This window comes from Sphingopyxis sp. H115, from assembly GCF_001468465.1.
Taxonomy (GTDB): Bacteria; Pseudomonadota; Alphaproteobacteria; order Sphingomonadales; family Sphingomonadaceae; genus Sphingopyxis.
In genome coordinates, this window is the sequence record NZ_LNSA01000027.1 from 38,940 (window position 1) to 60,742 (window position 21,803).

At 66.5% G+C, this 21,803-nt stretch carries 22 protein-coding genes; 11 read left to right on the forward strand and 11 right to left on the reverse strand.

All coding sequences use genetic code 11. The features are described 5' to 3' along the window. Positions 1-3: 3 nt before the first annotated feature. A complete protein-coding gene (locus ATE71_RS16810; RefSeq protein WP_058804456.1) occupies positions 4-1,206 on the forward strand; it encodes a thiolase family protein in 1,203 nt (400 codons plus the stop codon). 13 nt (positions 1,207-1,219) lie between these two features. Next, the gene (locus tag ATE71_RS16815; RefSeq protein WP_058804457.1) at positions 1,220-1,972 is read left to right on the forward strand and encodes a glucose 1-dehydrogenase; all 753 of its coding nucleotides are present in this window, start codon (positions 1,220-1,222) and stop codon (positions 1,970-1,972) included. A gap of 6 nt (positions 1,973-1,978) precedes the next feature. On the opposite strand, the gene ATE71_RS16820 is transcribed toward ATE71_RS16815, so the two are convergent. Then, positions 1,979-3,664, reverse strand: a complete 1,686-nt coding sequence (locus ATE71_RS16820) for an FAD-dependent oxidoreductase (protein WP_058804458.1) — start codon at positions 3,662-3,664, stop codon at positions 1,979-1,981. A gap of 218 nt (positions 3,665-3,882) precedes the next feature. Here ATE71_RS16820 and ATE71_RS16825 point away from each other — a divergent pair, with 218 nt between their 5' ends. Both ATE71_RS16825 and ATE71_RS16830 read left to right on the forward strand, forming a co-directional pair. After that, entirely contained in the window at positions 3,883-4,404 is a 522-nt protein-coding gene (locus ATE71_RS16825; RefSeq protein WP_058804459.1) for an Lrp/AsnC family transcriptional regulator, read from the forward strand. Continuing rightward, the gene (locus ATE71_RS16830) at positions 4,401-4,868 is read left to right on the forward strand and encodes an Lrp/AsnC family transcriptional regulator (protein WP_058804460.1); all 468 of its coding nucleotides are present in this window, start codon (positions 4,401-4,403) and stop codon (positions 4,866-4,868) included. Before ATE71_RS16825 ends, ATE71_RS16830 begins: the two co-directional genes overlap by 4 nt. 3 nt (positions 4,869-4,871) lie before the next feature. Here the strand turns inward: ATE71_RS16830 and ATE71_RS16835 are convergent, their stop codons facing one another. From ATE71_RS16835 to ATE71_RS16870, 8 genes are read right to left on the reverse strand one after another with little or no spacing between them, the layout of a single operon-like run. Next, a complete protein-coding gene (locus tag ATE71_RS16835) occupies positions 4,872-5,351 on the reverse strand; it encodes a nuclear transport factor 2 family protein (RefSeq protein WP_058804461.1) in 480 nt (159 codons plus the stop codon). Next, entirely contained in the window at positions 5,344-6,426 is a 1,083-nt protein-coding gene (locus ATE71_RS16840) for a DUF1214 domain-containing protein (RefSeq protein WP_058804462.1), read from the reverse strand. Before ATE71_RS16840 ends, ATE71_RS16835 begins: the two co-directional genes overlap by 8 nt. Positions 6,427-6,428: 2 nt before the next feature. Next, positions 6,429-7,208, reverse strand: a complete 780-nt coding sequence (locus ATE71_RS16845) for an SDR family oxidoreductase (RefSeq protein WP_058804463.1) — start codon at positions 7,206-7,208, stop codon at positions 6,429-6,431. Then, entirely contained in the window at positions 7,198-8,451 is a 1,254-nt protein-coding gene (locus tag ATE71_RS16850; protein WP_058804464.1) for an NADH:flavin oxidoreductase, read from the reverse strand. Before ATE71_RS16850 ends, ATE71_RS16845 begins: the two co-directional genes overlap by 11 nt. After that, entirely contained in the window at positions 8,451-8,894 is a 444-nt protein-coding gene (locus ATE71_RS16855) for a nuclear transport factor 2 family protein (RefSeq protein WP_058804465.1), read from the reverse strand. The genes ATE71_RS16850 and ATE71_RS16855 overlap by 1 nt, the downstream gene beginning before the upstream one ends. 7 nt (positions 8,895-8,901) lie before the next feature. Beyond that, the gene (locus ATE71_RS16860; RefSeq protein WP_058804466.1) at positions 8,902-9,654 is read right to left on the reverse strand and encodes an SDR family NAD(P)-dependent oxidoreductase; all 753 of its coding nucleotides are present in this window, start codon (positions 9,652-9,654) and stop codon (positions 8,902-8,904) included. Continuing rightward, positions 9,651-10,439, reverse strand: a complete 789-nt coding sequence (locus tag ATE71_RS16865; protein ID WP_058804467.1) for an SDR family NAD(P)-dependent oxidoreductase — start codon at positions 10,437-10,439, stop codon at positions 9,651-9,653. Before ATE71_RS16865 ends, ATE71_RS16860 begins: the two co-directional genes overlap by 4 nt. A gap of 31 nt (positions 10,440-10,470) precedes the next feature. Continuing rightward, positions 10,471-11,550 carry a Rieske 2Fe-2S domain-containing protein gene (locus tag ATE71_RS16870; protein ID WP_058804468.1) on the reverse strand — a complete coding sequence of 360 codons (1,080 nt, stop codon included), beginning with the start codon at positions 11,548-11,550 and terminating at the stop codon, positions 10,471-10,473. A 123-nt stretch (positions 11,551-11,673) separates the two neighbouring features. On the opposite strand from ATE71_RS16870, the gene ATE71_RS16875 reads away from it, so the two are divergent. Next, entirely contained in the window at positions 11,674-12,450 is a 777-nt protein-coding gene (locus ATE71_RS16875; protein ID WP_235588054.1) for an SDR family NAD(P)-dependent oxidoreductase, read from the forward strand. Between the two features lie 16 nt (positions 12,451-12,466). On the opposite strand, the gene ATE71_RS16880 is transcribed toward ATE71_RS16875, so the two are convergent. Further along, positions 12,467-13,402 (reverse strand): alpha/beta hydrolase, encoded by a 936-nt coding sequence (locus ATE71_RS16880; RefSeq protein WP_058804470.1) that lies wholly within the window; start codon positions 13,400-13,402, stop codon positions 12,467-12,469. Positions 13,403-13,448: 46 nt separating this feature from the next. On the opposite strand from ATE71_RS16880, the gene ATE71_RS16885 reads away from it, so the two are divergent. From ATE71_RS16885 to ATE71_RS16895, 3 genes are all read left to right on the forward strand, one after another. After that, positions 13,449-14,582 carry a helix-turn-helix transcriptional regulator gene (locus ATE71_RS16885; protein ID WP_235588055.1) on the forward strand — a complete coding sequence of 378 codons (1,134 nt, stop codon included), beginning with the start codon at positions 13,449-13,451 and terminating at the stop codon, positions 14,580-14,582. Positions 14,583-14,678: 96 nt separating this feature from the next. Continuing rightward, a complete protein-coding gene (locus ATE71_RS16890; protein ID WP_235588056.1) occupies positions 14,679-15,851 on the forward strand; it encodes a sulfotransferase family protein in 1,173 nt (390 codons plus the stop codon). A gap of 3 nt (positions 15,852-15,854) precedes the next feature. After that, positions 15,855-16,304, forward strand: coding sequence for a nuclear transport factor 2 family protein (locus ATE71_RS16895; RefSeq protein WP_058804471.1), 450 nt, complete (start codon positions 15,855-15,857; stop codon positions 16,302-16,304). 13 nt (positions 16,305-16,317) lie between these two features. Here ATE71_RS16895 and ATE71_RS16900 read toward each other — a convergent pair whose 3' ends face one another. Next, positions 16,318-17,079, reverse strand: coding sequence for an SDR family NAD(P)-dependent oxidoreductase (locus tag ATE71_RS16900; RefSeq protein WP_235588057.1), 762 nt, complete (start codon positions 17,077-17,079; stop codon positions 16,318-16,320). Positions 17,080-17,219: 140 nt separating this feature from the next. Here ATE71_RS16900 and ATE71_RS16905 point away from each other — a divergent pair, with 140 nt between their 5' ends. The 3 genes from ATE71_RS16905 to ATE71_RS16915 are packed head-to-tail and all read left to right on the forward strand — an operon-like array spanning position 17,220 to position 21,660. Beyond that, complete coding sequence (locus ATE71_RS16905) at positions 17,220-18,362, forward strand: LLM class flavin-dependent oxidoreductase (protein WP_058804472.1); 1,143 nt, start codon at positions 17,220-17,222, stop codon at positions 18,360-18,362. A gap of 26 nt (positions 18,363-18,388) precedes the next feature. Then, on the forward strand, positions 18,389-20,638 hold the full coding sequence (locus ATE71_RS16910; protein ID WP_058804478.1) for a TonB-dependent receptor: 2,250 nt from the start codon (positions 18,389-18,391) through the stop codon (positions 20,636-20,638). A 29-nt stretch (positions 20,639-20,667) separates the two neighbouring features. Then, complete coding sequence (locus ATE71_RS16915; RefSeq protein WP_058804473.1) at positions 20,668-21,660, forward strand: quinone oxidoreductase family protein; 993 nt, start codon at positions 20,668-20,670, stop codon at positions 21,658-21,660. The last annotated feature ends 143 nt before the right edge of the window (positions 21,661-21,803 follow it).

Genomic DNA, 21,803 nt, shown 5'->3' on the forward strand with positions numbered 1-21,803 from the left:
GCTGTGCGTGAAGCCGCTATCATTTCGACCGCGCGCACCGGGGTCGGCAAGGCCTATCGCGGGGCGTTCAACGACACCGAGGCGCCGGTGCTCGCGGCGCATGTCGTCAACGCAGCGATCGAACGCGCCGGGATCGATCCGGCGCGCGTCGACGACGTCTATCTGGGCGTCGGCAACCACTGGAACACGCAAAGCTATAATCTGGGGCGGCTTGCGGTCCACGGATCAGTGCTACCCGATTCGACCGGCGGCTTCACGCTCGACCGCAAATGCTCGTCGGGGCTGAACGCGCTTGCGCTCGCCGCGCGCGGGATCATGTGCAACGAGATTGATGTCGCGGTGGCGGGCGGGATGGAAAGCATCTCGCTGACGCTGGGCAAGCACGCGCCGCAGTTCCGCAACCGCTCCGAATTCGTCAAGGCCGCCGATCCCCACGCCTATATGGCGATGATCGAGACCGCCGAGATTGTTGCCGACCGCTATGGCGTCAGCCGCGAGGCGCAGGACGAGTTTTCGGCCGTCAGTCAGCAGCGCGCGGGCGCGGCGCAGGCCTCCGGTCGCTTCGCGCAAGAGATTGTCCCGATCACCGTCGCAAAGGCGCTGTTCGACAAGGAGGGCAATGAGGCGGGCAAGGAAACGGTCACGCTGGCGTACGACGAGGGCGTGCGCGGCGACACCACCGCCGAAAAGCTCGCTGCGCTCAAACCCGTGTTCAGGGACGGGCTCGTCGTCAAGGAAGGGCGCCACATCACCGCGGGCAATGCCAGCCAGCTCTCCGACGGCGCCTCGGCGCAGGTCGTGATGGACCGCGCGATGGCCGAGAAGGAAGGCCTTCCGATCCTTGGGCTCTATCGCGGCTTCCAGGTCGCGGGCTGCAAGGCCGAGGAGATGGGCATCGGCCCGGTCTTCGCGATCCCCAAGCTGCTCGAACGTAATGGCCTCAAGATCGACGACATCGGCCTTTGGGAAATCAACGAAGCCTTTGCGAGCCAGGCGCTCTATTGCCGCGACAAGCTGGGGATCGATCCCGATAAGCTCAACGTCAACGGCGGCGGCATCGCGATCGGCCATCCGTTCGGCATGACCGGATCGCGCCTCGTCGGTCATGCGCTGATCGAGGGCAAACGTCGCGGAGTCCGCTATGCCGTCGTCTCGATGTGCGTCGCGGGCGGCATGGGCGCCGCCGGGCTGTTCGAAATCGTCTGAGAGGAAGCGCGCCATGGCTTTGCTGACCGGGAAAATCGCGTTCGTCACGGGCGGGGGCAGCGGCATCGGCCGTGCGACCGCGCTCGCCTTCGCCGCCGAGGGCGCGCGGGTGGCGGTCGCCGACCTCAACGCCGACGGCGCCGCCGAAACCGCGGCGCTGGTTGCCGCGGCGGGCGGCGAGGCGCGCCACGGCGCGCTCGACGTCACCGACGGTGCGGCGGTCGACACGTTCGTCGATGCGCTGGTCGCCGACTGGGGCGGGCTCGACTGCGCGTTCAACAATGCAGGCGTCGCGCTCGAAGGGATGGAAACGCCGTGGGGCGATCTCGACGCCTATGACCGCAGCATCGCGGTCAACCAGCGCGGGCTGCTGCTCTGCATGGCTGCCGAGCTTCGCCACATGGAACGCGCGGGGCGCGGCGCGATCGTCAACACGGCTTCGATCGCGGGGATGTCGGGCGCTGGCGGCGCGGGCTATTGCGGATCGAAACATGCCGTCATCGGCCTGACGCGCTCGGCGGCGCTGCGCTATGCCGCGCAGGGGATCCGCATCAATGCGGTGTGCCCGGGCGCGATCCGCACCCCGATGGTCGAGGCGGTCGCGCAGGAGGAAGAGGCCGCGCGCTTCATCGCCGCGATGCACCCGATGAATCGCATCGGCGAAGCGCAGGAAGTCGCCGACGCGGTCGTGTTCCTCTGTTCGGACAAGGCAAGCTTCATCACCGGCCATCCACTCGCGGTCGACGGCGGCTATCTGGCGCGCTGAGCGGCCTCAGTCGTTGACCCGCATCGCGTGGCGCGCGGCGCGCCAGCCGAAGGTCATCGCCGGGCCCAGCGTCGCGCCCGCGCCCGGATAGGTGCGTCCCATCGCCGCCGCGGACACATTGCCGACCGCATAGAGCCCGCCGAGCGGCCGACCCTCGCTATCGAGCACCTGCCCATCGTCGTCGGTCTGGAGGCCGCCATTGGTGCCGAGGTCGCACGGATAGATCGGAATCGCATAAAAGGGCGCCTCGGCGATCGGTGCCAGCGTCGGATTGGGACTGACCGAGGCGTCGCCATAATGGCGGTCGTAGGCCGAGGAGCCGCGGCCGAAATCGGGATCCTCGCCCTTCGCCGCGTTGCTGTTGAAGCGCCCGATCTCCTTCGCGAAGACCGCGGGATCGACGCCGATCTGCCGCGCAAGGTCGGCAAGGCTGTCGGCTCGCTTCAATATCTTGCGCATATTTTCGGGCAGGCGGGCGTCGGCCGACGGCTTGCCCGCCATCATCGGCCCCAGCATATATTTGCCGCGATAGCGCGCGTCGAACACGAACCATGACGGCACCGTCGGCGCATCGGGGCGGTTGCAGCGGTGCATCTCGCCGCCCGCGACGTGATAGGAGGCGGCCTCGTTCATGTAGCGTCGGCCGGTCTGGTTGACGATGATCGACGAAGGCAGCGCGCGCTCGACGAACAGGATACGCGCGCGGTCCTCGCCCTCGAGCAGGAAACCCGGACCCCACCACGCCGAATCCATGAGGTCGGTTACCGCACCCGCCTGCAATCCGGCCTTCAACCCGTCGCCGGTGTTGCTCGGCACACCCGCGCTCCAGTCGGCCGAGGTCGGCTGCGGCAGATATTCGCGGCGCAGTTCGTCGTTGTGATCGAAGCCGCCGGTTGCCAGCACCACGCCCTTGCGCGCATATATTTCGGTGGGCTGGCCGTCGCGCTCGACGATCGCGCCGGCGATTTGTCCCTTTTCGGTGATCAGCTCGACCATCGGGCTGTTCAGCCAGATCGGCACGCCCTTGGCGTCGAGCGACAGCTTCAGCCGTCCGATCAGCGCGTTGCCGCCGGTCAGCCGCCGCGCGCGCTTGGTCTTGAAGCGCCAGGGCAGGTCGAAGGCATATTTCAGCATCAGCTTGAACAGCAACGATTTGGCGCCCGGGCTCATCGTCAGGAGCAGCTTCGCCTCCTCCATCGTCCAGGTGAAGCGGCCGAAGGTCAGCGTCAGCGTGTGCGGCGGCTCCATCTTCCAGAAGTCGTCGCCCAACTCGTCGGCCATCAGGGGGATCGGGTCGTGCGTCCGCCAGCCGTCGCGCGCGCCCGCGACGTCCATATGATAGTCGGAATAGGCATAGGCGGTGTAGCGGACGTCCGACCGTTCCTCGAGATAGCTCAGCATCCGGTGCGCGCTCGCGACATAGGTTTCGAGCTTCGATTCGGGTACATCGTCGCCGATCAGCGCCTTGATATAGCCGAGCGCTTCCTTGGGGTCGTCGGGATGACCCTTGGCGCGCGCGTCGGCGCTGGCGGGGATCCATATGCCGCCGCCCGACGTCGCCGAAGTGCCGCCATAGCGTGAATTTTTTTCGACGACGAGCACGTCGGCGCCAGCGTCGGAGGCGGTGAAGGCCGCGGTGAGGGCGCCCGCGCCGGAGCCGACGACCAATATATCGACTTCGTGACGTGCCACTCTTGCTGCTCCTCTGCCCGATCTGCCGGAAAATTTGCCATTCACCGACATTTATGTATCATTACCTAATAATTGCGTTTTTGAAAATCGATTTTTCTACGCAAAAGCATAATTTGCTCGGTACAGGGCGACGGTGTTGACAGGGGTGCGGCGATGCGGTCTGTGGAAGGTCATGCCCGCGCGCTGCGGGCCTTTTGGGCGGGACGGGAGTAACGACGTTGCGAAACGCGACCAAAGCCGGAAAAAGGACACGCGGCAAGGCTGCGGGCACGGGGCAGGACGCGGGGCCGTTCGCGCTCGACGATGTTGACGAACAGATTATCGCGGCGCTCCGTAAGAATGGCCGCATCGCCAACCGCGACATCGCGCGCGACATGGGGCTGAACGAGGCGACGGTGCGCACGCGCCTGCGCCGGCTCGAGGATGCGAGCATGGTGCGCGTCGTCGCGATGCGCGATCTTTCGGCGATGGGCTTCGGCTATCTGGCCCCGGTCGGCGTGCAGGTGAAGGGGCGGCCGGCGGGCGCGGTCGGCGCCGATATCGCCGAACTCGAGCGCGTGATCACTGTCAATGTCGCGATCGGCACGCATGATCTGGAGATTCAGGTCGTGGCCGAGACGCTGGAGGAAATGCAGCATCTGCTCACCCATGTTATCGCAAAGATTGACGGGGTCGAACGGATATTCCCGAGCCTCGCGCTCAAGGTCTTCAAATATAATCCGGAGTGGGCGCCGCTATGAGCAAGGTCAGCCTCGACGAACTCGATCACAAGATCATCGAACGCCTCGGCCACGACGCGCGCGTATCGAACCGCGAAATCGGGCGCGAATTCGACCTGACCGAAGGCACGATCCGCTCGCGCCTGAAACGCCTGCTCGACAATCGCGTGATCCGCGTCGCCGCGGTCACCAACGCCAACCGGCTCGGCAACCCGATCCTCGCCTATCTGTGGGTCGAGGCTGATACCGCGGCGGATATCGAAGGGGTCGCCGAACGCCTCGCGGCGCTGCCCGAGATCGGCTTCGTCGCGACGACACTCGGCCGCGCCGACGTGCTCGCGATGACGCTGGTCGAAAATGGCAACGAACTCACCGATTTCCTGCACCAGACGATCGACAAGATCCCCGGCGTGCGGCGCGTGCATTACAGCCTGGGCCAGAATTTCATCAAGCACGACTATCGCTGGTGCGCGCTGGTAGATTGAGCGTTATCCCGCGACCCAGTTCGCTTTGATCCCGTCCTCGGCCAGCACGCCGTCGACGATCGCGCGCGGTTCCGAGCGCGTGTAGCAGATGCGCCAGCCGCCCGCGGTGCGGCGGTAGCGGTCGTTGTAGAAATTGGCGAGCAGGCGGAAGCTGCCCGCGCGCGGGTCGTAGGTCGCGTAGCCGAGGTTCCAGCGCGCGCGCGCCGCGTCGCCCTCGACCTCGATTTCGGCATTATGCCCCTGATGCACGTCGACGATCGGCGTGGTCGCGGCCATTTGCGTGAAGGCATCGATCAGCCCGTCGAGACCGAATTCGCCGATCGGCGGGAAATCGATCACCGCGTCGTCGGTGAAGCAGGCGCGGATCGCATCGACATCCTTCGCGTCGCAGGCGTTGAGGTAACGCGCCTTCAGCCGGCGGATGTCGCTTTCGGCTTCGAGCCGGGCGATGCGGGTTTCGAGGTCGGTTTCGGGATCAGGCATCGATGCGGATCACTTTCGTTTCGGGAACAGGATGGTCGGTGGCGCCGGTCCAGCGCAGCAGCATCGTGCCCTGATGATGCCCCGCCGTATCGATCCAGTTGCCGAAGCCCGGATCGCGCGCAGCGACGATCAGCGTCAGCGTGCCGTCGTCGTTCAGTTCAGCGCTGTTGCCGTTCACATGGATGCGGTGGTGGCGGTAATCGAGCGATTCCATCCAGACATTATCGAGCTGGAAGTTCCAGAAGCTGCATTGGGGAATGCGCGTGTCGATGCGCAGCGCCTCGCCGCGGCCAAGCTGCCACCAGCCGTGAAGATAGAAGATCGTCGGATCGCCGCCCGCGCGGAAAAAGCGCGCCTGGTCGACCGTCGCCAGCTTGTTCATCTGGTCGGCGCGGAAATCTTCGGCCCACTGGACGAAGGTGCGCGCGGTGCCCGCGACGAAGCCGGTGACGCGTTCGAGCGCGGCTTCGAGCCCGTCCGGCGACAGCGGCGGCGGATGCGCGGGGCCATCGATTGCCTCGATCGTCACCGACGCCTGAACCTCGTTCGCGCGGTCGAGGAAGGTCTGGCGGACGAGCAGCATCGAGCTGTCTTCGGCAAGCGGCAGCCAGTTGCCTTCGGCGCGTTCGCGGCTGACGATGATCTCGAACGATCCATCAGGGGCGAACGCCATGTCGGCGGCATCGAGTTCGCCGGTCGACGCCATCGTGCCGTCGACCGCATAACGGTTTGCCTTGGTGCCGAAGCTCAGGATCGGCACGGTGCCGCGCGCGCCGCGGATGCGATAACTGCGCGCGCCCGACACGGTCGCGTTCATATAGATATTGTCGGGATTGTCGGCGCCGATCTTCGCCGTCGCGTGCGACGCGGCATAGAAGACCGGGAAATCGGGATCGGCATGTTCGAGCTGCATGTCGAGCGCGATGCGCAGCAGACGGGTGAGGTAGCGATAGCCCTCGGCGCGGTCGAGCGGGTTGGCGGCGGCTTCGAAGCCCGTCGCGATCTCGCCCGCGGCTTCGAGCCGCCGGCAGAAGGCGCGCCAGACGTCGGGCGAGAGCAGGCGGTCGTCGGCCATCGTCATGGTGCCATATATTGGCCGCCGTTGACGTCGAGCGTCGCGCCGGTGACCATTTTCGCATAGTCGGAAAGGAAGAAGAGGACGCTTTTGGCGCAATCCGCTTCGGGCGGGATGACGCCGAGCGGGATGCGCGCGGTGATCCCCGCGACCAGCGCCTCGCGGTCGGCGCCGCCCGCGACCTCGCGGTCGATATAGTCGTACACCGGCTTGCCGCCGATCCAGCCCATGCGCGCCGCGTTGACGCGGATGTTCCAGCGCCCGAAATCCTGCGCCATGTGGCGCGTCATCGTGGTGAGCGCGCCCTTGGCGCTCGCATAGCCGCCTTCGCCGGCGAAAGGGGCGACCTGCGACATCGTCGCGACATTGACCACCGCGCCGCCGCCCGCCGCCTGCATCGCGGGGAGCGCCGCCTGCGTCATGCGCAGCGCGCCGAGCGCGTTGACGTCGAACACTTTCGCCCAGTCCTCGGGATCGGCCTGATCGACCGTCGTCCACGCGCCGTGGATATAGGCGCTGTTGACCAGCCCGTCGATCGTGCCGAACGCTTGCGTTGCGGCGGCGGCGAGCGCGCGACATTGACCGGCGTCGCCGACATCGACCGGCACCGCGATCGCCGCACCGCCGCCAGCGCGAATCTCGCTCGCGACCGTTTCGATGAAATCGCCGGTCCGCGCGCCGAGCACCACCTTCGCGCCCTCGCGCGCCGCGATGCGCGCCAGCGCCTGACCCATTCCGGGTCCGGCGCCGCTGACGACGACGACCTTGTTCTCAAGCAGCATCGGCGATCCCTTCTCCAGCAAATATATCCTTGAGCGCCGGGTCGAGCGCATTGCCGGCGACGGGGCAATGCGTGCCTGCGGGGCCGTACATGACGGCGACGCAGCGGTTGCACGCGGTGCAGCCCGATGCCGTACTCGCGCCCGTCCGCCACGCCTCGATCAGCGCGGGATCGTGGATCAGCGCGCGGGCGAGGGCGACCGCGTCGAAACCCGCCTCCAGCGCCGCCCCGGCTGCGGCGAGCGACTGGACACCGCCCAGATAGGCGAGCTTCATCGCGCTCGCGCCGAGCCCGGCCTTCAGCGCCAGCGCCTGCTCCATCAGGTAATTTTCGCGAAACGGCGGCAGCTTGGGCACGCTGCGCTTGAGAATCGCGAATTGCAGCTTTGCGAACAGCCCGCCCTGCATCGCGGCGAGGTCGTCATAGGGCAGCGAATTACCGAAGATCGCCCAGACGCTCTCGATATTGCGGCCTGCCGACAGCACCAGCATGTCGGCGCCGGCCGCCTCGAACGCCTTGGCCGCGACAATTGCATCGTCGACCGTCGCGCCGCCGGGGGCGCCGTCGAACAGGTTGATCTTGGCGAGGATCGCGAGCCGCCCGCCGGTCGCCGCCTTGACCGCCGCGAGGATTTCCGCCGGGAAGCGCGCGCGGTTCTCGGGCGAGCCGCCATAATCGTCGCGGCGCTTGTTCGACAGCGGCGACAGGAACTGATTGAGCAGATAGCCGTGGCCCATATGGACCTCGATCGCGTCGAAACCCGCTTGCTCGCAAAGTCGCGCCGTTTCGGCGAATTCACCCGTCACGCGGTCCATGTCGGCGCGCGTCATCGCGCGCTGGAACAAGCGGCCCTTGAACACGCCCATCTTGTCGATCCCGCCGCTCGCCGACATCGCGCGCGGGGTCGACAGGTCGTCGATCTGGCAGAAGCTGCCGCCGTGGGTGATCTGCGCCGACGCTTTTGCACCGTGGGCGTGGATCGAATCGGTCACCGCGCGGTAGTGGGGCAGGCTGTCGGCGTTCATCACGCCCTGCCCGGGCAGGGTGCGGCCGTCCTTCGACACAGCGATATATGCGAGCGTCGTCATGCCGACCCCGCCCCGCGCGTAGGCGGTATGGAATTGGGCGAGCGCGCGCGTCGGCTTCATCTCCTTGCTCATCATTTCGTTCGCGCCCGAACGGATGAAGCGGTTTTTCAGCCTGACCGGGCCGATCGTCACCGGGCTGAACGCATCGCCGCTCATCAGGCGGGCTCGGCGATCAGCGCCGCGGGTGCGTCCTTGGCCCAGAAATCCTGCTCGACGCGCTTCGCGATGCGCCAGCCGTCAGCCGTGCGGACAAGTTCGTCGGCATAGGTGCAGCCGACGAAGAACAGCGCTTCGCCTTCTTTCTGCTCGACGCGCATCGGGTTGAGCAGCATCGTCCGCGCGCTCGCGCGGTCGCCCTCGACCCGGATCAGCGGCAGCCCGATCAGATGCTGGGTCAGCGGAAAGGGTGCGAGCGCGCCCTTCAGCCACGCCTTCATCGTCGGCCAGGTGCCCGCGGCGCCGCCCGCCGCGCGATAGTCGACCGTCGCGCCGGGCAGGAAGACGGCGTCAAGCGCGTCATAATCCTTCGCGTCGATCGCGAAGGCATAGGCGGCGAGCAATTGCTGGATCGCGATGATGTCGTCGGTCGTCCGCATCATCGGCTCCTCAGTCGAAATTGGCCTGCCCGCCGTCGAGCGGGATCGTTGCGCCGGTCAGATAGGCGAGGTCGGGTCCGCACAGCGCCGCGACGGCTTGGCCGATATCGCGCTCGCAATCGCCGATGCGGCGCAGCGGGATCGTGCGGAAAAAGGCTTCGGCCTCGTCCGGGTTATTCTCGACCCAGCCTTGCAGCCCGGGCGAATTGGCGTGCGGCGCGATGGTCAGCACGCGGATGCCCGCGGGGCCCCATTCGGCCGCGGCCGCACGGGTGAGTGCGCGCGTTGCCTGTTTGACCGCGGCATAGGGGCCATAGCTGCTCATGTCCCAGCGGATGCCCGCCGAGCTGGCGAGGTTGATCATCGTGCCGCCGCCGCGTCGTTCGAGATAGGGATGGCATGCCTTCATGAAGCGGAAGCTGGCGAGCGGGCCCGAGGCGAAGCCGGCCTCGAACGCCGCATCGCTCACTGACAGCAGCGGGCCGAGCGGCACTTCCTGCGCATTGTTGACGAGGATGTCGATGCCGCCGAACCGCTCTGCCACCGCATCGACGGTCGCGCGCACCGCATCTGCATCCTTGACGTCGCAGGCGAAAGCGACGGCGCCCGCGCCGATCTCGTCCGCTACCGCGTCGATTTTGGCGCGGGTGCGGCCGAGCAGGGCGACGGTGGCACCGCGGCCGGCGAGCGCGAGCGCGATCCCGCGTCCGACGCCTTGCCCGGCGCCGGTGACGATCGCAACCTTGCCGCCGAGCGGGTTCATTTGCCGAGACCGGCGGGCGCGCCGGGCAGGAAGGGCTGGTAATAGCCCGCCGACCAGCCGCCATCGACCGCGAGTTCGGCGCCGCTGATATAGCTCGCCTCGTCCGACGCGATGAACAGGCTCGCGCGCGCGATTTCCTCAGGCTCGCCGATGCGCTGGAGCGGCACGCGCTCATAGCCGACGTTGAGCGCGTCGCCCTCGAGCCCGGCGGGGTTGCCCATCTGCGTGTTCACGCCGCCCGGATGGACAGTGCAAACGCGGATGCCGCGCGGCCCCAGTTCAAAGGCGAGCGATTTCGACAGCCCGCGCACCGCCCATTTGCTCGCGGTATAGGCCGAGAGGCCGTTGCAACCGCGCAGGCCATCGACCGAGGAGATGTTGACGATCACCCCGCGTCCCGCCGCGGTCATTGCGCGCGCCGCATGCTTGGCGCCGAGCATCGTGCCCATCACATTAATCGCGAGCACGCGCTCGATATCCTCGGCGGGCATCGCCTCGATCGGGCTGAAATGGACGATCGCGGCATTGTTGATCAGGATGTCGAGCTGGCCAAAACGTTCGACGGTTTCGGCGACCACCGCCTCCCACTCGCTGTCCGAACGGACGTCGAGCTTGCGGAACCAGGCGTCGCCGCCGATCTCCGCCGCCGTCGCCTGTCCCGCTTCCTCCAATATGTCGCACAGCACCACCTTCGCGCCCTCGGCTGCGAAGAGGCGCGCGGTCGCGGCGCCCATGCCCTGCGCCGCGCCGGTGACGATCGCGACCTTGCCTGTCAATCTTGCCATATTTTCCTCTGCTTTTTCCGTGTGTCGCCGGTCAGGCGATTTTCGCTTCGAACGGCGCCGACAAGGTGCCGCGGGTGACGTGGGTGCCGTTGACGCGTTTCTGGAATTCCTCGGCGCGCGCGCGCGGGTTGTAGAATTGGCGGTACCAGATGCGCAGCTTGCCGATCGGGCCGTCGCCCTGCACCGCCATCGGGTTGACGCACGGCTTCTTGTTCGACCAGATTTCGAAATCCTGCGCGAAGGCGGCGCAGGCCGCGGCCTGATAGGCGCGCGCCATCGCGACATCTTCCTCATTCGGCTCGGCATTGGGCACCTTGACCAGCAGCGCGTGCCACACCTTCACGACGCCGTCGTCGACGGGGGTGTGTGCGATCATGATGATCGAGGGGAATTGCCCCGACATATGCGACTGGAGGATGCCCGGTCCGGTGTACCAGGTGTCGGTTTCGAGCGGGGCTTCGCCCTGCAGCGTGCGGTGGCCGGCGCGCAGCCGCTGGACGACGCGGTGGCCGTCGAAGTCATTTTCGAACACATCGACCGCATCATTGCCGTGGACGGGCTCGAAATGCGCACGGTCGGCCATATTGTCGAGAATCTCGACCGGGTGGCTCGCGAGTTCGCCGAGCCGGTCGATCTCCCACTTCACCCAGTGCGGCTCGTCATATTCGGCGAAGGGCGGCAACTCATATTCGGGTTCGCCGCCTTCGGGGTCGTGCCACATCCAGACGCAGCCCGCGCGCTCGATCACCGGCCAGTTCTCGAGCTTCGCGGCCGCGGGGATGCGCTGCGGCGAATAGGGGATCTGGTTGCAGCGACCGTCGGGGCCGAAGCGCCAGCCATGATAGGGGCAGCGGATCGAATCGCCCTGCACATGTTCCTGGTCGCGGATCACGAAGCTCGTCTCGTTCTTCGCCAGATGCGCGCCCATATGGGGACAATAGGCGTCGACCAGATACACCTGCCCCGACTCGCCGCGATAGAGGACGCGGTCGCGCCCGAAAAAGCGCACCGCGAGCGGCTTTGTGCCCTCAAGTTCGGCGGCAGCGGCGATCATGAACCAGCCGCGCGGAAAGACCTGGTCGCCCAGTCCATAATCTGCGGTTGTTGCCATGGGAAAACCTCTCTTGAATCTTATTTTTGCATTTTGCGTTGCAAATCATCTCATTTACATCGCATTTAGGTGATATATCTCACATTGAATGACATCATGCAAGATTGATCAAGGAGGATGACTATGGGTTCGGAGCCGATGTTCCCCGCAGGGGCGGTGCTGATTTTCGGGGCGACGGGCGGGATCGGCGCCGCCGTCGCGCGCGCGTTCGCGAAGGCGGGAAGCGATGTCGCGATCGTGTGGCGTTCCAAGGAGGTGGCGGCGAAGGCGCTCGCTGCCGAGATCGAGGCGGCGGGGCGCAAGGCCAGCTTGCATCGTTGCGACGTCACCGACGAGGGCGCGCTTGCGTCGACGGTCGCCGACGCGATTGCGGCACACGGCCGCGTCCATACGCTGCTTTGGGGCGCGGGGCCGCTGGTCGAGCAGGTCGGGCTCGCCGACACCACGACCGAACAGTGGCGCGGCGCGATCGATGTCGAGGTTCACGGCTTCTTCAACGCCGCACGCGCGATCCTTCCGCATATGCGTCAGGCGGGCGGCGGCTCGCTTGTCCATCTGGGATCGGCGGGCGACCTGCGCTGGCCCGACAAGGACGGGCTGTCGGTGGCGCCGAAGGCGGCGAACGAGGCGCTGGTAAAAGGTTTCGCGCGCGAAGAGGGGCGGCACGGCATCCGTGCCAATTCGGTCCTCGTCGGCGTGATCGAGGCGGGTATGTTCCTCGAACTGTCGCGTCAGGGCGTGTTCGACGAGGCGTGGACGAAGGAGGTCCACAAGAATCTCGCGCTCAAGCGCTGGGGCCAGCCGGAGGAAATCGGTCATGCCGCTGTCTTTCTTGCTTCGTCCAGGGCTGCGTATGTCACGGGACAGCAGATCGCGGTCGCGGGCGGATACGGGGTCTGATCCACCCGCGCGCATGTCATTCTGCCGCTTCGAGTTCGAAGGCGCGCCGCAGCCCTTTAGCGGCGGTGCCCACGGCGATGTCGGCCTGCGGCAGCATGCCGAGCATCGAGGCAAAGCCGTGGATCACGCCCGGGACTTGGGCGTGGGTCACCTCGACCCCTTCGGCCGCGAGCCGCGCGGCGTAGGCGTTGCCTTCGTCGCGCAGCGGGTCATATTCGGCGGTGATGACCGTCGCCGACGGCAGACCGGCGAGGCTCGCGGCGCGGATCGGCGCGGCAAAGGGTCCGGCTGCGGCATCGGCATCGCCCAGATATTGCGCCCAGAACCATTGCATCATCGCGCTGCTGAGGAGGTAGCCGGAGGCATTTTCGCTGTGCGACGCGCGGCTGAAATCATTGTCGATGACGGGGTAGAGGAGCAATTGATGCGCGATCGCGGGGCCCCCCTTGTCGCGCGCGGCGAGGCAGAGCGCGGCCGACAGATTGCCGCCGGCGCTGTCACCGCCGACCGCGATGCGCGCGGGATCGATGCCGAGCGTGCCGGCCCGATCGACCGCGGTCGCCAGCGCCGCACGCATCGTATCGAGCGCGACCGGATAGCGATGTTCGGGCGATAGCGGATATTCGAGCGAAAGGACGGCGATTTCGGCCGCCGACGCGAGCGCCCGGCACAGCGGATCGTGCGTGTCGATCGTGCCGAACACCCAGCCGCCGCCGTGCATGAAGAAAAGCAGCGGCAGGGCGGTGCCGGGGGCGGGATGGTAAAGGCGCCCGCGGACCGGACCCGCGGCGGTGTCCAGGGTCAGGTCGCGCACTTCGGCGACGTCGGCCCTGAACGCCGGCATCGGCTGCTCATCGCCCATGCGGAAGGCCGCGGCATCGAACGGCGGGTTCATGTGCGGCAGGTTGTTGATCATATCGAGCAGCGGCACGAGAACGGGATCAACGGGCATGGCAAAGCTCTCCTGTTTGTGGGATGGAATGGATGGAAATGAGGGGATGGCGGTGAAAACGGACGGGATGAGCGCGGCGTTTTCCGGCCTGCTGTCGGATCTGTTCGGCGGCTTGCTGGCGGAGACGCCGTGGGAGGATTTCCTCCGCAGCCTCGCGCTCTATCTCGACGCCAGCTATGCGACGCTGATCCTGACGATGCCGGGTGCGAGCCGGCCGGGAACGCTGGTGACGCCCGGCGGCGACCCGCAGACCGCCGAGGATTATATCGAGAGCTTTTTCGTCGACGACCCGTTCAAGGGATTGCCCGAAGGCAAGGTGACCGCGTTCACCGACTTTGTGCAGGGCGACACGCGGATGAGCGATTTCTGGCGCGACTTCCTCGAGGCTGCAGGCGGCGATCAGATCCTTGGCGTCGACCTGCGCTTCGACAGTGGGTTCGAGGCGCGGCTGCGCGTGACGCGCGACAACAGCCGCAGCGATTTCGCGGCGGCGGAGCGCGAGGCGCTGCAGGATATCGTACCGCACCTGCGCAATGCGATCCGCCTGTTCGAACGGCTGCAGGCATCGGGCGCCGAGCATGGCGTCTATCGCGGCGCCGTCGAGCAGCTGGGAGTCGCGGCGATCATCCTCGACCATGACGGCAAGGTGATCCGCGCCAACGCTGTCGCCGAACGGCTGCTCGCCGCAGCCGATGGTATCGTTGTCGCGGGTGGAAGGCTGCGCCTCGCCGCCGCCGACGCGCACCGCGCGCTCGAAAAATTGCTCAAGATGCTGCGGTCGGATGCCGATGCAATCGCGGCGCCGCCGCAGCGCTTCCGCATCGAACGGCCGTCGGGCGGGCGCGACCTCGGCGTCGTCGCCAAAGCGGTGACGACCCCAGCATTCATGCGCGGCGGCAAGGGCGCCGCGCTCGCGCTGTTCGTCAGCGATCCGGGGCAGGAGGCGGCGCCCGATCCCGAGGCGATCCGCGACCTGTTCCAATTGACGCGCATGGAGGCGATGCTGGCGGCCGCGCTTGCCGGCGGCGGTTCGCTGGTCGAGGCGGCCGACCGGCTCGGCATCGCGCACAATACCGCGCGTTCGCACCTGCGTTCGATCTTCGCGAAAACCGGCGCGCGCCGCCAGTCGCAACTCGTCCATCTGCTCCACGCCGGAATGCCCGAACGCGGCGGCCCTTGACCTTCGTGCGATATTTTGCGTAGATAATATCCAGTATGAGTACGAATATTGTATCTCATAGATGATATTATCTACATAATGCGGAAGGCTTGTGAGATGGGAGAGATGGTTGGCCGCGTGCCTGATCGCGCGACTCTGGTGGCGCGTGCGTGCGAGCAGACAGGGCTTTCGGATTTCGGCGACACATGGTTCTTCGCCAATATCGATGCGCTGATTCCGGCGCTGAACGACGAGGCGCGCCTTAGCGAAGCGGGCGTCGGCAGTGCTTCGGCGATGATCGTGAACGGCCTCGTCAACCGCCTGCGCCATGTCGAGCTGATCAAGCGCCATCCCGAGATATTGGACGAAAAGGTCGAGGTCGCGGCGGTGGTCGTCGGATTGCCGCGCACCGGCAGCACGATGCTCCACCGGATGCTCGCCTCGGCGCCCGGCATGACCGGCACGCGCTGGTTCGAGACGCAGAATTATGCGCCTTTTCCCGGCGAAGTCCGCGGCGATCCCGAACCGCGGCGCGCGGCAGCGCGCGGTTTCCTCGACTATATGGTCGCGACGATCCCCGACCTGATGTCGATCCATCCGATGAGCATCGACCAGCCCGACGAGGAACTGATCATCCTCGGCCAGCTTTATTCGAGCACGATGATCGAGGGCACCTATCATGTACCCGGCTACGCGCGCTGGCTGACCGAAAACGACCGCGTCCAGTGCTACCGCGACCTGAGGCAGATCCTCCAGTCGCTGCAATGGCAGGACCGCCGCCGCGCGGGCGCCAAATGGGTGCTCAAGACCCCCGGCCACCTGCTCGCGCTCGACGCGGTGATCGAGGTGTTCCCCGAGGCGAAGATCGTGATGACGCACCGCGATCCGGTGGCGACGGTGCCAAGCTATTGCAGCATGGAGCACAGCCTGTACCAGATGGTCTCCGACCGCGTCGACCGCGCGAGCGTTGCCGCCTTCTGGGTGCCGCGACTCGCCGAACTGCTCGAACGCTTCATGACGGTGCGCGGCGAAGTCGCGGGTCAGAACTTCGTCGACGTCCGCTATGCCGACCTTTTGAACGATCCGATCGGCGAGGGGACGCGCGTGCTCGAGGCCGCGGGGATCGCGGTTACCGGCGAAGTCCGGGCAGGAATGGCCGAGTGGATCGAGGCCAACAAGCGCGAAGATCGCGCGCCGCACAAATATGCGCTTGAAGATTTCGGTCTGGTCCGCTCCGATGTCGAACAAAGTTTCGCGGCCTATCGAGCCGCCTTCCTGGAGGGGAAATAGATCATGACCGAAGCCGTCAACCTCGCCGCCATCGAGGAAATACGATTGCTCAAGGCGCGCTATCTGCGCGCGCTCGACACCAAGGACTGGCCCCTGTTGCGCAGCCTCCTGACCGACGACATGGTCGGCGATTTCCGCGAAATGCCCGGCGGTGAACCCGACGAGCAGTTGCTGACCACCGGCGCCGATAACTTTGTGGCGGGAGTGACCGCGGCGCTCGAAGGCGCCACGACGGTCCACCATGTCCACAGCTTCGAAATCCGTTTCACCGGCGCGCGCGACGCGGAGGGCATCTGGGCGATGGACGATCATTTCTGGGCGGGCGAGGGAAGCGACCTTGCCGGTCGCTCGCGCCACGGCTTCGGACATTATCACGACTGTTACCGCAAGGCGCGCGGGCGCTGGCTGATCGCCAGGACCCGGCTCAGCCGCATCCGCGTCGAGCGCGAGTGACGCGCTCGCCGGCTCATTCGGGCATCGGCGGATAGCTGGCGAGGAAGCCCGCATCGGCGATGATTTCCTGCCCGTTGATCCCGCCCGAACGCGGGCTGGCGAGGAACAGCGCGACCTCGGCGATATGCTGCGGCAACAACAAGCCGTCGGCGGGCAAGGCGAGGGCGTCGGCGGGCTGGATCGGTGCCGACTCGGTCACGCCGAGGATTGCGGTCGCGACCGGGCCGGGGCAGATCGCGTTGACGCGCAGCCCGCGCCGCGCGAAGCTTTGCGAGGCCGAGCGCACCGCGCCGATCACGCCGTGCTTGGCGGCGCTATAGGCTGCGGCGACGTTGAGGCCGATGATCCCCGAGGTCGAGGCGGTCACCACTGCCGCGCCGCCGGCTTCGAGCGCGGGCAGCACCGTCTTTAGTCCCAGCCAGGCGCCTTTCAGATTGATTGCGATCATCGCGTCGAGCGTCGCGGCATCGGTGTCTTCGAAGACGGTCTGCGCATAGGCGCCGGCGTTGAGGAAGGCGGCGTCGAGACGCCCGTAATCCTGTTTGGCGGCGGCGACCATCGCGTCATTGTCCGCTGCGCTGCTGACGTCGCAGCGGATTGCGCGGGCGCGGCCGCCCGCAGCACGAATCTTTTCGACAATCGCCTCGGCGCCGGCTTCGTTGATGTCGGCCACGACGACCGCGGCGCCTTCTTCGGCAAAGCGCAACGATGCCGCCACGCCGATCCCCGAAGCGCCGCCGGTGACCAGCGCCACCCTGCCATCGAACATCCCCATCGCAATTCCTCTTCCTGCCGATTGTTGCGCCCTGCCTAGCACCGGCGGTGCGGCGCGAATTGATCCAATTGGACGAGGAGAGGCGCCGATCCGCCGCCCTATGCAGCCGCCGAAGAAAACGGCGGAGAGGATCGGACGGCATGAAATTTTCGATCATTTATGAAGCGCAGATGGTGGACACGTCGCGCGAAAACGAAGCGCGCTGCTTTCACGAGATTATCGAACAATCGCTGCTCGCCGAGGAGATGGGCTTCGACACGGTGTGGGCGGTCGAACATACCGCGCTCACCCAATATGCGCATATGTCGGCGCCCGAGACTTTCCTCGCGTTCCTTGCGGGCAAGACCACACGCCTCGGCATCGGCCATGGCGTCGTCTGCTTGCCGCCCGCGATGAACCATCCGGTCAAGGTCGCCGAGCGGATCGCGACGCTCGACATCCTCTCGAACGGCCGCGTCCATTTCGGCATGGGCAAGGGCGGCACCCAGCAAGAGGCGGGGACCTTCGGCTATGACCTCGCCGAGCTCCAGCCGATGATCGACGAAAGCATGTACCTGATCCCGAAGATCATGGTGCAGGAGGAGATCGAGCATGACGGCGCGCATATCCGCATCCCGCGCCGCCCGATCCATCCCAAGCCCTATCAGGACCCGCACCCGCCACTCTATATGGCGTGCACGCGCGCCGACGCGCTGACGACCGCGGGCGCGCGCGGCATCGGCGCGCTGGTGCTTGGGTTTGCGGGGCCCGATGACATCGCGAGCAAGAATGCGATCTATCGCGCGGCGTGGGCGAACCGGAAGGTCGAGGATCAGGTCGGGTTCCGCCCGACCGAACATCTCGCTGCACTCTGTCCCGCTCTCGTACTCGACGACCGCGAGAAGGCGCGCAAGATCGGCCTGCGCGGCCAGCGCTTCTTCGTCGAATCGCTTGGCTACTGGTACCAGGGCGGGCCCAAGCCGACCGTCGAGGATTTGTCGGGCGACGCGCAGGCGGCGATCCTGCAGCAGGAAAAGGCGGCGGTCGTCGCCTATCTGTCCGAGGAAAAGATCAGCATCGGGACCGAGCATACCGGCGCCTATGAAGAGGTGCAGGATGCCTATGGCACGGCCGAGGACTGCGTTCGCTACGTCCAACGGCTGTTCGATGCGGGCGCCGACGAAATCCTCTTCCTCTTCCAGATGGGCGCGGTGCCGCACGAGGCGATCATGGAAACGATCCGCAACATCGGAACGCATGTGATCCCGCACTTTCGGGCGCAGGCGGCACTGGCCGCCGAGTAGAAGTGATTTATAATCAGGGGAATAGCGTGAAGAAGTATAAGCATATCGTACAAGCGGCAGTGGCTTTCGGGGGGCTTTTGGCAGCCCATCCGGTTCAGGCGCAGGAGCAGGCTTCGGCAGCCGAAGGCGTGGACGAGGCGGAGTCGACCGAGATCGTCGTGACCGCGCGGCGGCGCGAGGAAAAGCTGCAGGACGTGCCGATCGCGGTGACCGCGATCGGCGGCGAGGCGCTCGACCAGCGCGGGTTCGACGGCGTAACCGACGTCGCGCAGGTCGCGCCGAACCTGCAATTCACCCCGGGGCAGGGCGGCAACAGCGGCGGCGTGTCGGCGTTCATCCGCGGCGTCGGCGAGAATGACTTCATCATCACCTCCGACCCCGCGGTCGCGCTTTACATCGACGGCGTCTACGTCGCGCGCAGCTTCGGCGCGACCACCGAATTGCTCGGCATCGACCGGATCGAGGTGTTGCGCGGGCCGCAGGGTTCGCTGTTCGGCAAGAATACGATCGGCGGCGCGATCAACGTCGTCTCGCGCATCCCTGACGGCAACCGCGTCGAGGGCGACATTCGCTATGGCTCGTTCAACGACCTGCGCCTCCGCGCCAATGTCGAGGCGGGATTGTCCGACACGCTGTCGGTCGGCGTCGCGGCGCTCGGCGAATGGGGCGAGGGCTGGCAGAAGGTGCCGTCGGGCAAGAACCTCGGCAATCGCAACGTGCAGGCCGGACGCTTGTCGTTACATTACGATGCGTCGCCGGTCGACGCGGTGCTCACGGTCGACGGCCTCCGCCGCCGCCAGAACAGCAGCCCGCACGCGATGCTCGCTTTCACCCCGACCTTCTTCTCGGGACTGCAGTCGACCTTCCTTGGCGCCTGCTGCACCGTTTCGGACAGCATCAAACGCACCGACACGACCGCGGAACTCAACCGCGACGATACCGATGCGGCCAATGCGACGCTGACCTTGTCGGTCGACGCGGGTGCGGGCACGATCAAATCGATCAGCGCGTATCGCTGGGTCCATGCGATCTTCGGCCGCGACGGCGATGCCTCGGCCGCGGTCAACTATGCCGGCGATATCCACGACGAAAGCGCACGCCAGCTGTCGCAGGAACTGCAATATTCGACCGACCTGTTCGGCGATCGCGGTACGTTGCTGCTCGGCGCCTATGCGTTTCGCGAAACGACGCGCGACGACACGCGGCTGATCGTCGCCGACGGGCTCTATCCCGCGCTCATCGGTGCGGGGTTCGACCCGGCGCTGGCGACCGCGCTCGATTTCAATATCGATTTCGCGAACCGCCAGACCACGACCAATTATGCGCTGTTCGGGAACGCGACCTACGACATTTCCCAAGCACTGACGCTCGAACTCGGCGCGCGCTATACGTGGGAGAAGAAGGCGTTTCGGCAGAGCGCGACGCGGATTTATAGCGGGCAGCCGTTGCTGCCCTCCTACCGTCTCGTCGAGGACTGGAAGGCCTTCACGCCGCGCGCGTCGCTGGCGTATAAATTCGCCCCCGACGTTCTCGGCTATATCTCCTTCTCGCGCGGTTTTCGTAGCGGCGGCTTCAACGGGCGGCCGACCTCGGTCGAGGAGATCGGCTCTTACGATCCCGAATATCTGACCGCCTGGGAAGCGGGGCTCAAGACGATGCTCGGCGGGCGCGTGACGCTCAATGTCGCGGCTTTCCGCAACGATTACAAGGACCAGCAGTTGCTCGTCTCGACGGTCAGCCCGACCACCGGACTGATCGTCGTGCGCACCGACAATGCGGGCAAGTCGCGCATCCAGGGGATCGAGGTCGAAACCGACGTCCGCGTTTCGCGCGGCCTCCGCCTCAGCGGTTCGTTCGGCTATCTCGATGCAAAATATCGGCGTTATACCTCGGTGATCGGCGGCGTTCCGACCGACGTCAGCTTCCGCAAGCCCAAGCAGGCGCCCGACCTGACCGCGAGCGGCAGCATCGTCTATTCGGCCGCGCTGTCGGATGCGGTCGACGCGAGCTTCCGCCTCGATGCCGCCTATCGCAGCCTCACCTATATCGATGTCGAGAATACGCCGATACTGCGCGCGCCCGACCATGCGATCCTGAACGCTAGCGCCGAATTCACGCTGCCCGCACGCGGGCTGTCGCTTCGCCTTGCGGTCGACAACATCACCGACAAGCGCGTGTTGACCGCGGGCTACGACGCTTCGACCAGCTTCGGTTTCGTCGAGGGCTATTTCAACGATCCGCGCCGTTACTCGGTGACGCTCAGCTTTCGTCGCTGAGCGCCGCGACGGGCAGGAGGGGAAATCGAATGCGAGCGATGGTGATCGACGGTTTCGGCGATGCGGGCGTGCTGCGCTGGGGCGACCTGCCGCAGCCCGTTCCGGGTCCCGGCGAGGTGCTCGTGCGCGTCGTCTGCGCCGGGGTGAATCCCGCCGACTGGAAGACGCGCGAGGGCAAGCTCTCGGCCTATATCGACTATCATTTCCCCTTCGTGCTGGGCTTTGATCTCGCGGGCCTCGTCGAGGCGGTGGGCGAGGGTGTCGAGGCGTTCCAGCCCGGCGACCGCGTCTTCGGCATGTCGCGACAGGGGCAGGGACTCGACGGCTCTTACGCCGAATATTGCATCGCCGGCGCCGCCTTCCTCGCGCCGCTGCCGCCGCGGTGGAGCTTCGCACAGGCGGCGGCGCTGCCCGTCGCCGGGACCACGGCCTATGGCGGGATCGTCGATGCCGGCGAACTCGGTGTGGGCCAATCGGTGCTGATCAACGGCGGCGCGGGCGGCGTCGGCAGCATCGGCATCCAGGTCGCAAAAGCGCTCGGCGCGCGCGTCGCGGTGACGTGCGGCGCCGATAACCAGGCCTATGTCCGGGGGCTCGGCGCCGACCTCGCGATCGACTATCGCGGCGGCGACCTTGCCGGCAAGGTCCGTGCATGGGCGCCGGGCGGGGTCGATCTGGTGCTCGACGCGGTCGGGCTCGACACGCTGCTTCCCGCCGCGCTCGATATCGTCGCGCCGGGCGGGCGCTATGTCGAGATCGAGACGCTGATGTCGCGTGCGAGCGACGAGCTGGTCGCCGAAGCGGCAAAGCGCGATATCCGCATCCTGTCGAACATGGTCGCGGTGGCCCGGCTTCCCGAGCATCTGAAGGGTCTCGCCGCGCTGTGCGCTGCGGGCGGCGTCAAGCCCCCGGCGATCGAGGCAATGCCGCTCGGCGACGCCGCCGAGGCGCACCGACGCGTCGAGGCGCAGCATGTCCGCGGCAAGATCATCCTCGACGTGGCCGACCATGACGCAGGGTGAACGACGGATGATCCACACGATCGACGAGATCGTCGCCAAGCCCGGCGAGGGCAGGGCGTTGCTCGGCGACTATCTCGCGCGTTACGCGCCCGGCGCGCGCGAGCGCGGCATGCACCTCGAACAGATCCTCGTGAGCCCGCCGA

Coding starts and splice junctions, on each gene's coding strand:
- ATE71_RS16815 (WP_058804457.1), top strand. CDS start 1,220: ATGGCTTTGCTGACCGGGAAAATCGCGTTCGTCACGGGCGGGGGCAGC.
- ATE71_RS16830 (WP_058804460.1), top strand. CDS start 4,401: ATGAGCAAGGTCAGCCTCGACGAACTCGATCACAAGATCATCGAACGC.
- ATE71_RS16835 (WP_058804461.1), bottom strand. CDS start 5,351: ATGCCTGATCCCGAAACCGACCTCGAAACCCGCATCGCCCGGCTCGAA.
- ATE71_RS16840 (WP_058804462.1), bottom strand. CDS start 6,426: ATGGCCGACGACCGCCTGCTCTCGCCCGACGTCTGGCGCGCCTTCTGC.
- ATE71_RS16845 (WP_058804463.1), bottom strand. CDS start 7,208: ATGCTGCTTGAGAACAAGGTCGTCGTCGTCAGCGGCGCCGGACCCGGA.
- ATE71_RS16850 (WP_058804464.1), bottom strand. CDS start 8,451: ATGAGCGGCGATGCGTTCAGCCCGGTGACGATCGGCCCGGTCAGGCTG.
- ATE71_RS16855 (WP_058804465.1), bottom strand. CDS start 8,894: ATGATGCGGACGACCGACGACATCATCGCGATCCAGCAATTGCTCGCC.
- ATE71_RS16860 (WP_058804466.1), bottom strand. CDS start 9,654: ATGAACCCGCTCGGCGGCAAGGTTGCGATCGTCACCGGCGCCGGGCAA.
- ATE71_RS16865 (WP_058804467.1), bottom strand. CDS start 10,439: ATGGCAAGATTGACAGGCAAGGTCGCGATCGTCACCGGCGCGGCGCAG.
- ATE71_RS16870 (WP_058804468.1), bottom strand. CDS start 11,550: ATGGCAACAACCGCAGATTATGGACTGGGCGACCAGGTCTTTCCGCGC.
- ATE71_RS16875 (WP_235588054.1), top strand. CDS start 11,674: ATGGGTTCGGAGCCGATGTTCCCCGCAGGGGCGGTGCTGATTTTCGGG.
- ATE71_RS16880 (WP_058804470.1), bottom strand. CDS start 13,402: ATGCCCGTTGATCCCGTTCTCGTGCCGCTGCTCGATATGATCAACAAC.
- ATE71_RS16885 (WP_235588055.1), top strand. CDS start 13,449: ATGGCGGTGAAAACGGACGGGATGAGCGCGGCGTTTTCCGGCCTGCTG.
- ATE71_RS16890 (WP_235588056.1), top strand. CDS start 14,679: ATGGGAGAGATGGTTGGCCGCGTGCCTGATCGCGCGACTCTGGTGGCG.
- ATE71_RS16895 (WP_058804471.1), top strand. CDS start 15,855: ATGACCGAAGCCGTCAACCTCGCCGCCATCGAGGAAATACGATTGCTC.
- ATE71_RS16900 (WP_235588057.1), bottom strand. CDS start 17,079: ATGGGGATGTTCGATGGCAGGGTGGCGCTGGTCACCGGCGGCGCTTCG.
- ATE71_RS16905 (WP_058804472.1), top strand. CDS start 17,220: ATGAAATTTTCGATCATTTATGAAGCGCAGATGGTGGACACGTCGCGC.
- ATE71_RS16915 (WP_058804473.1), top strand. CDS start 20,668: ATGCGAGCGATGGTGATCGACGGTTTCGGCGATGCGGGCGTGCTGCGC.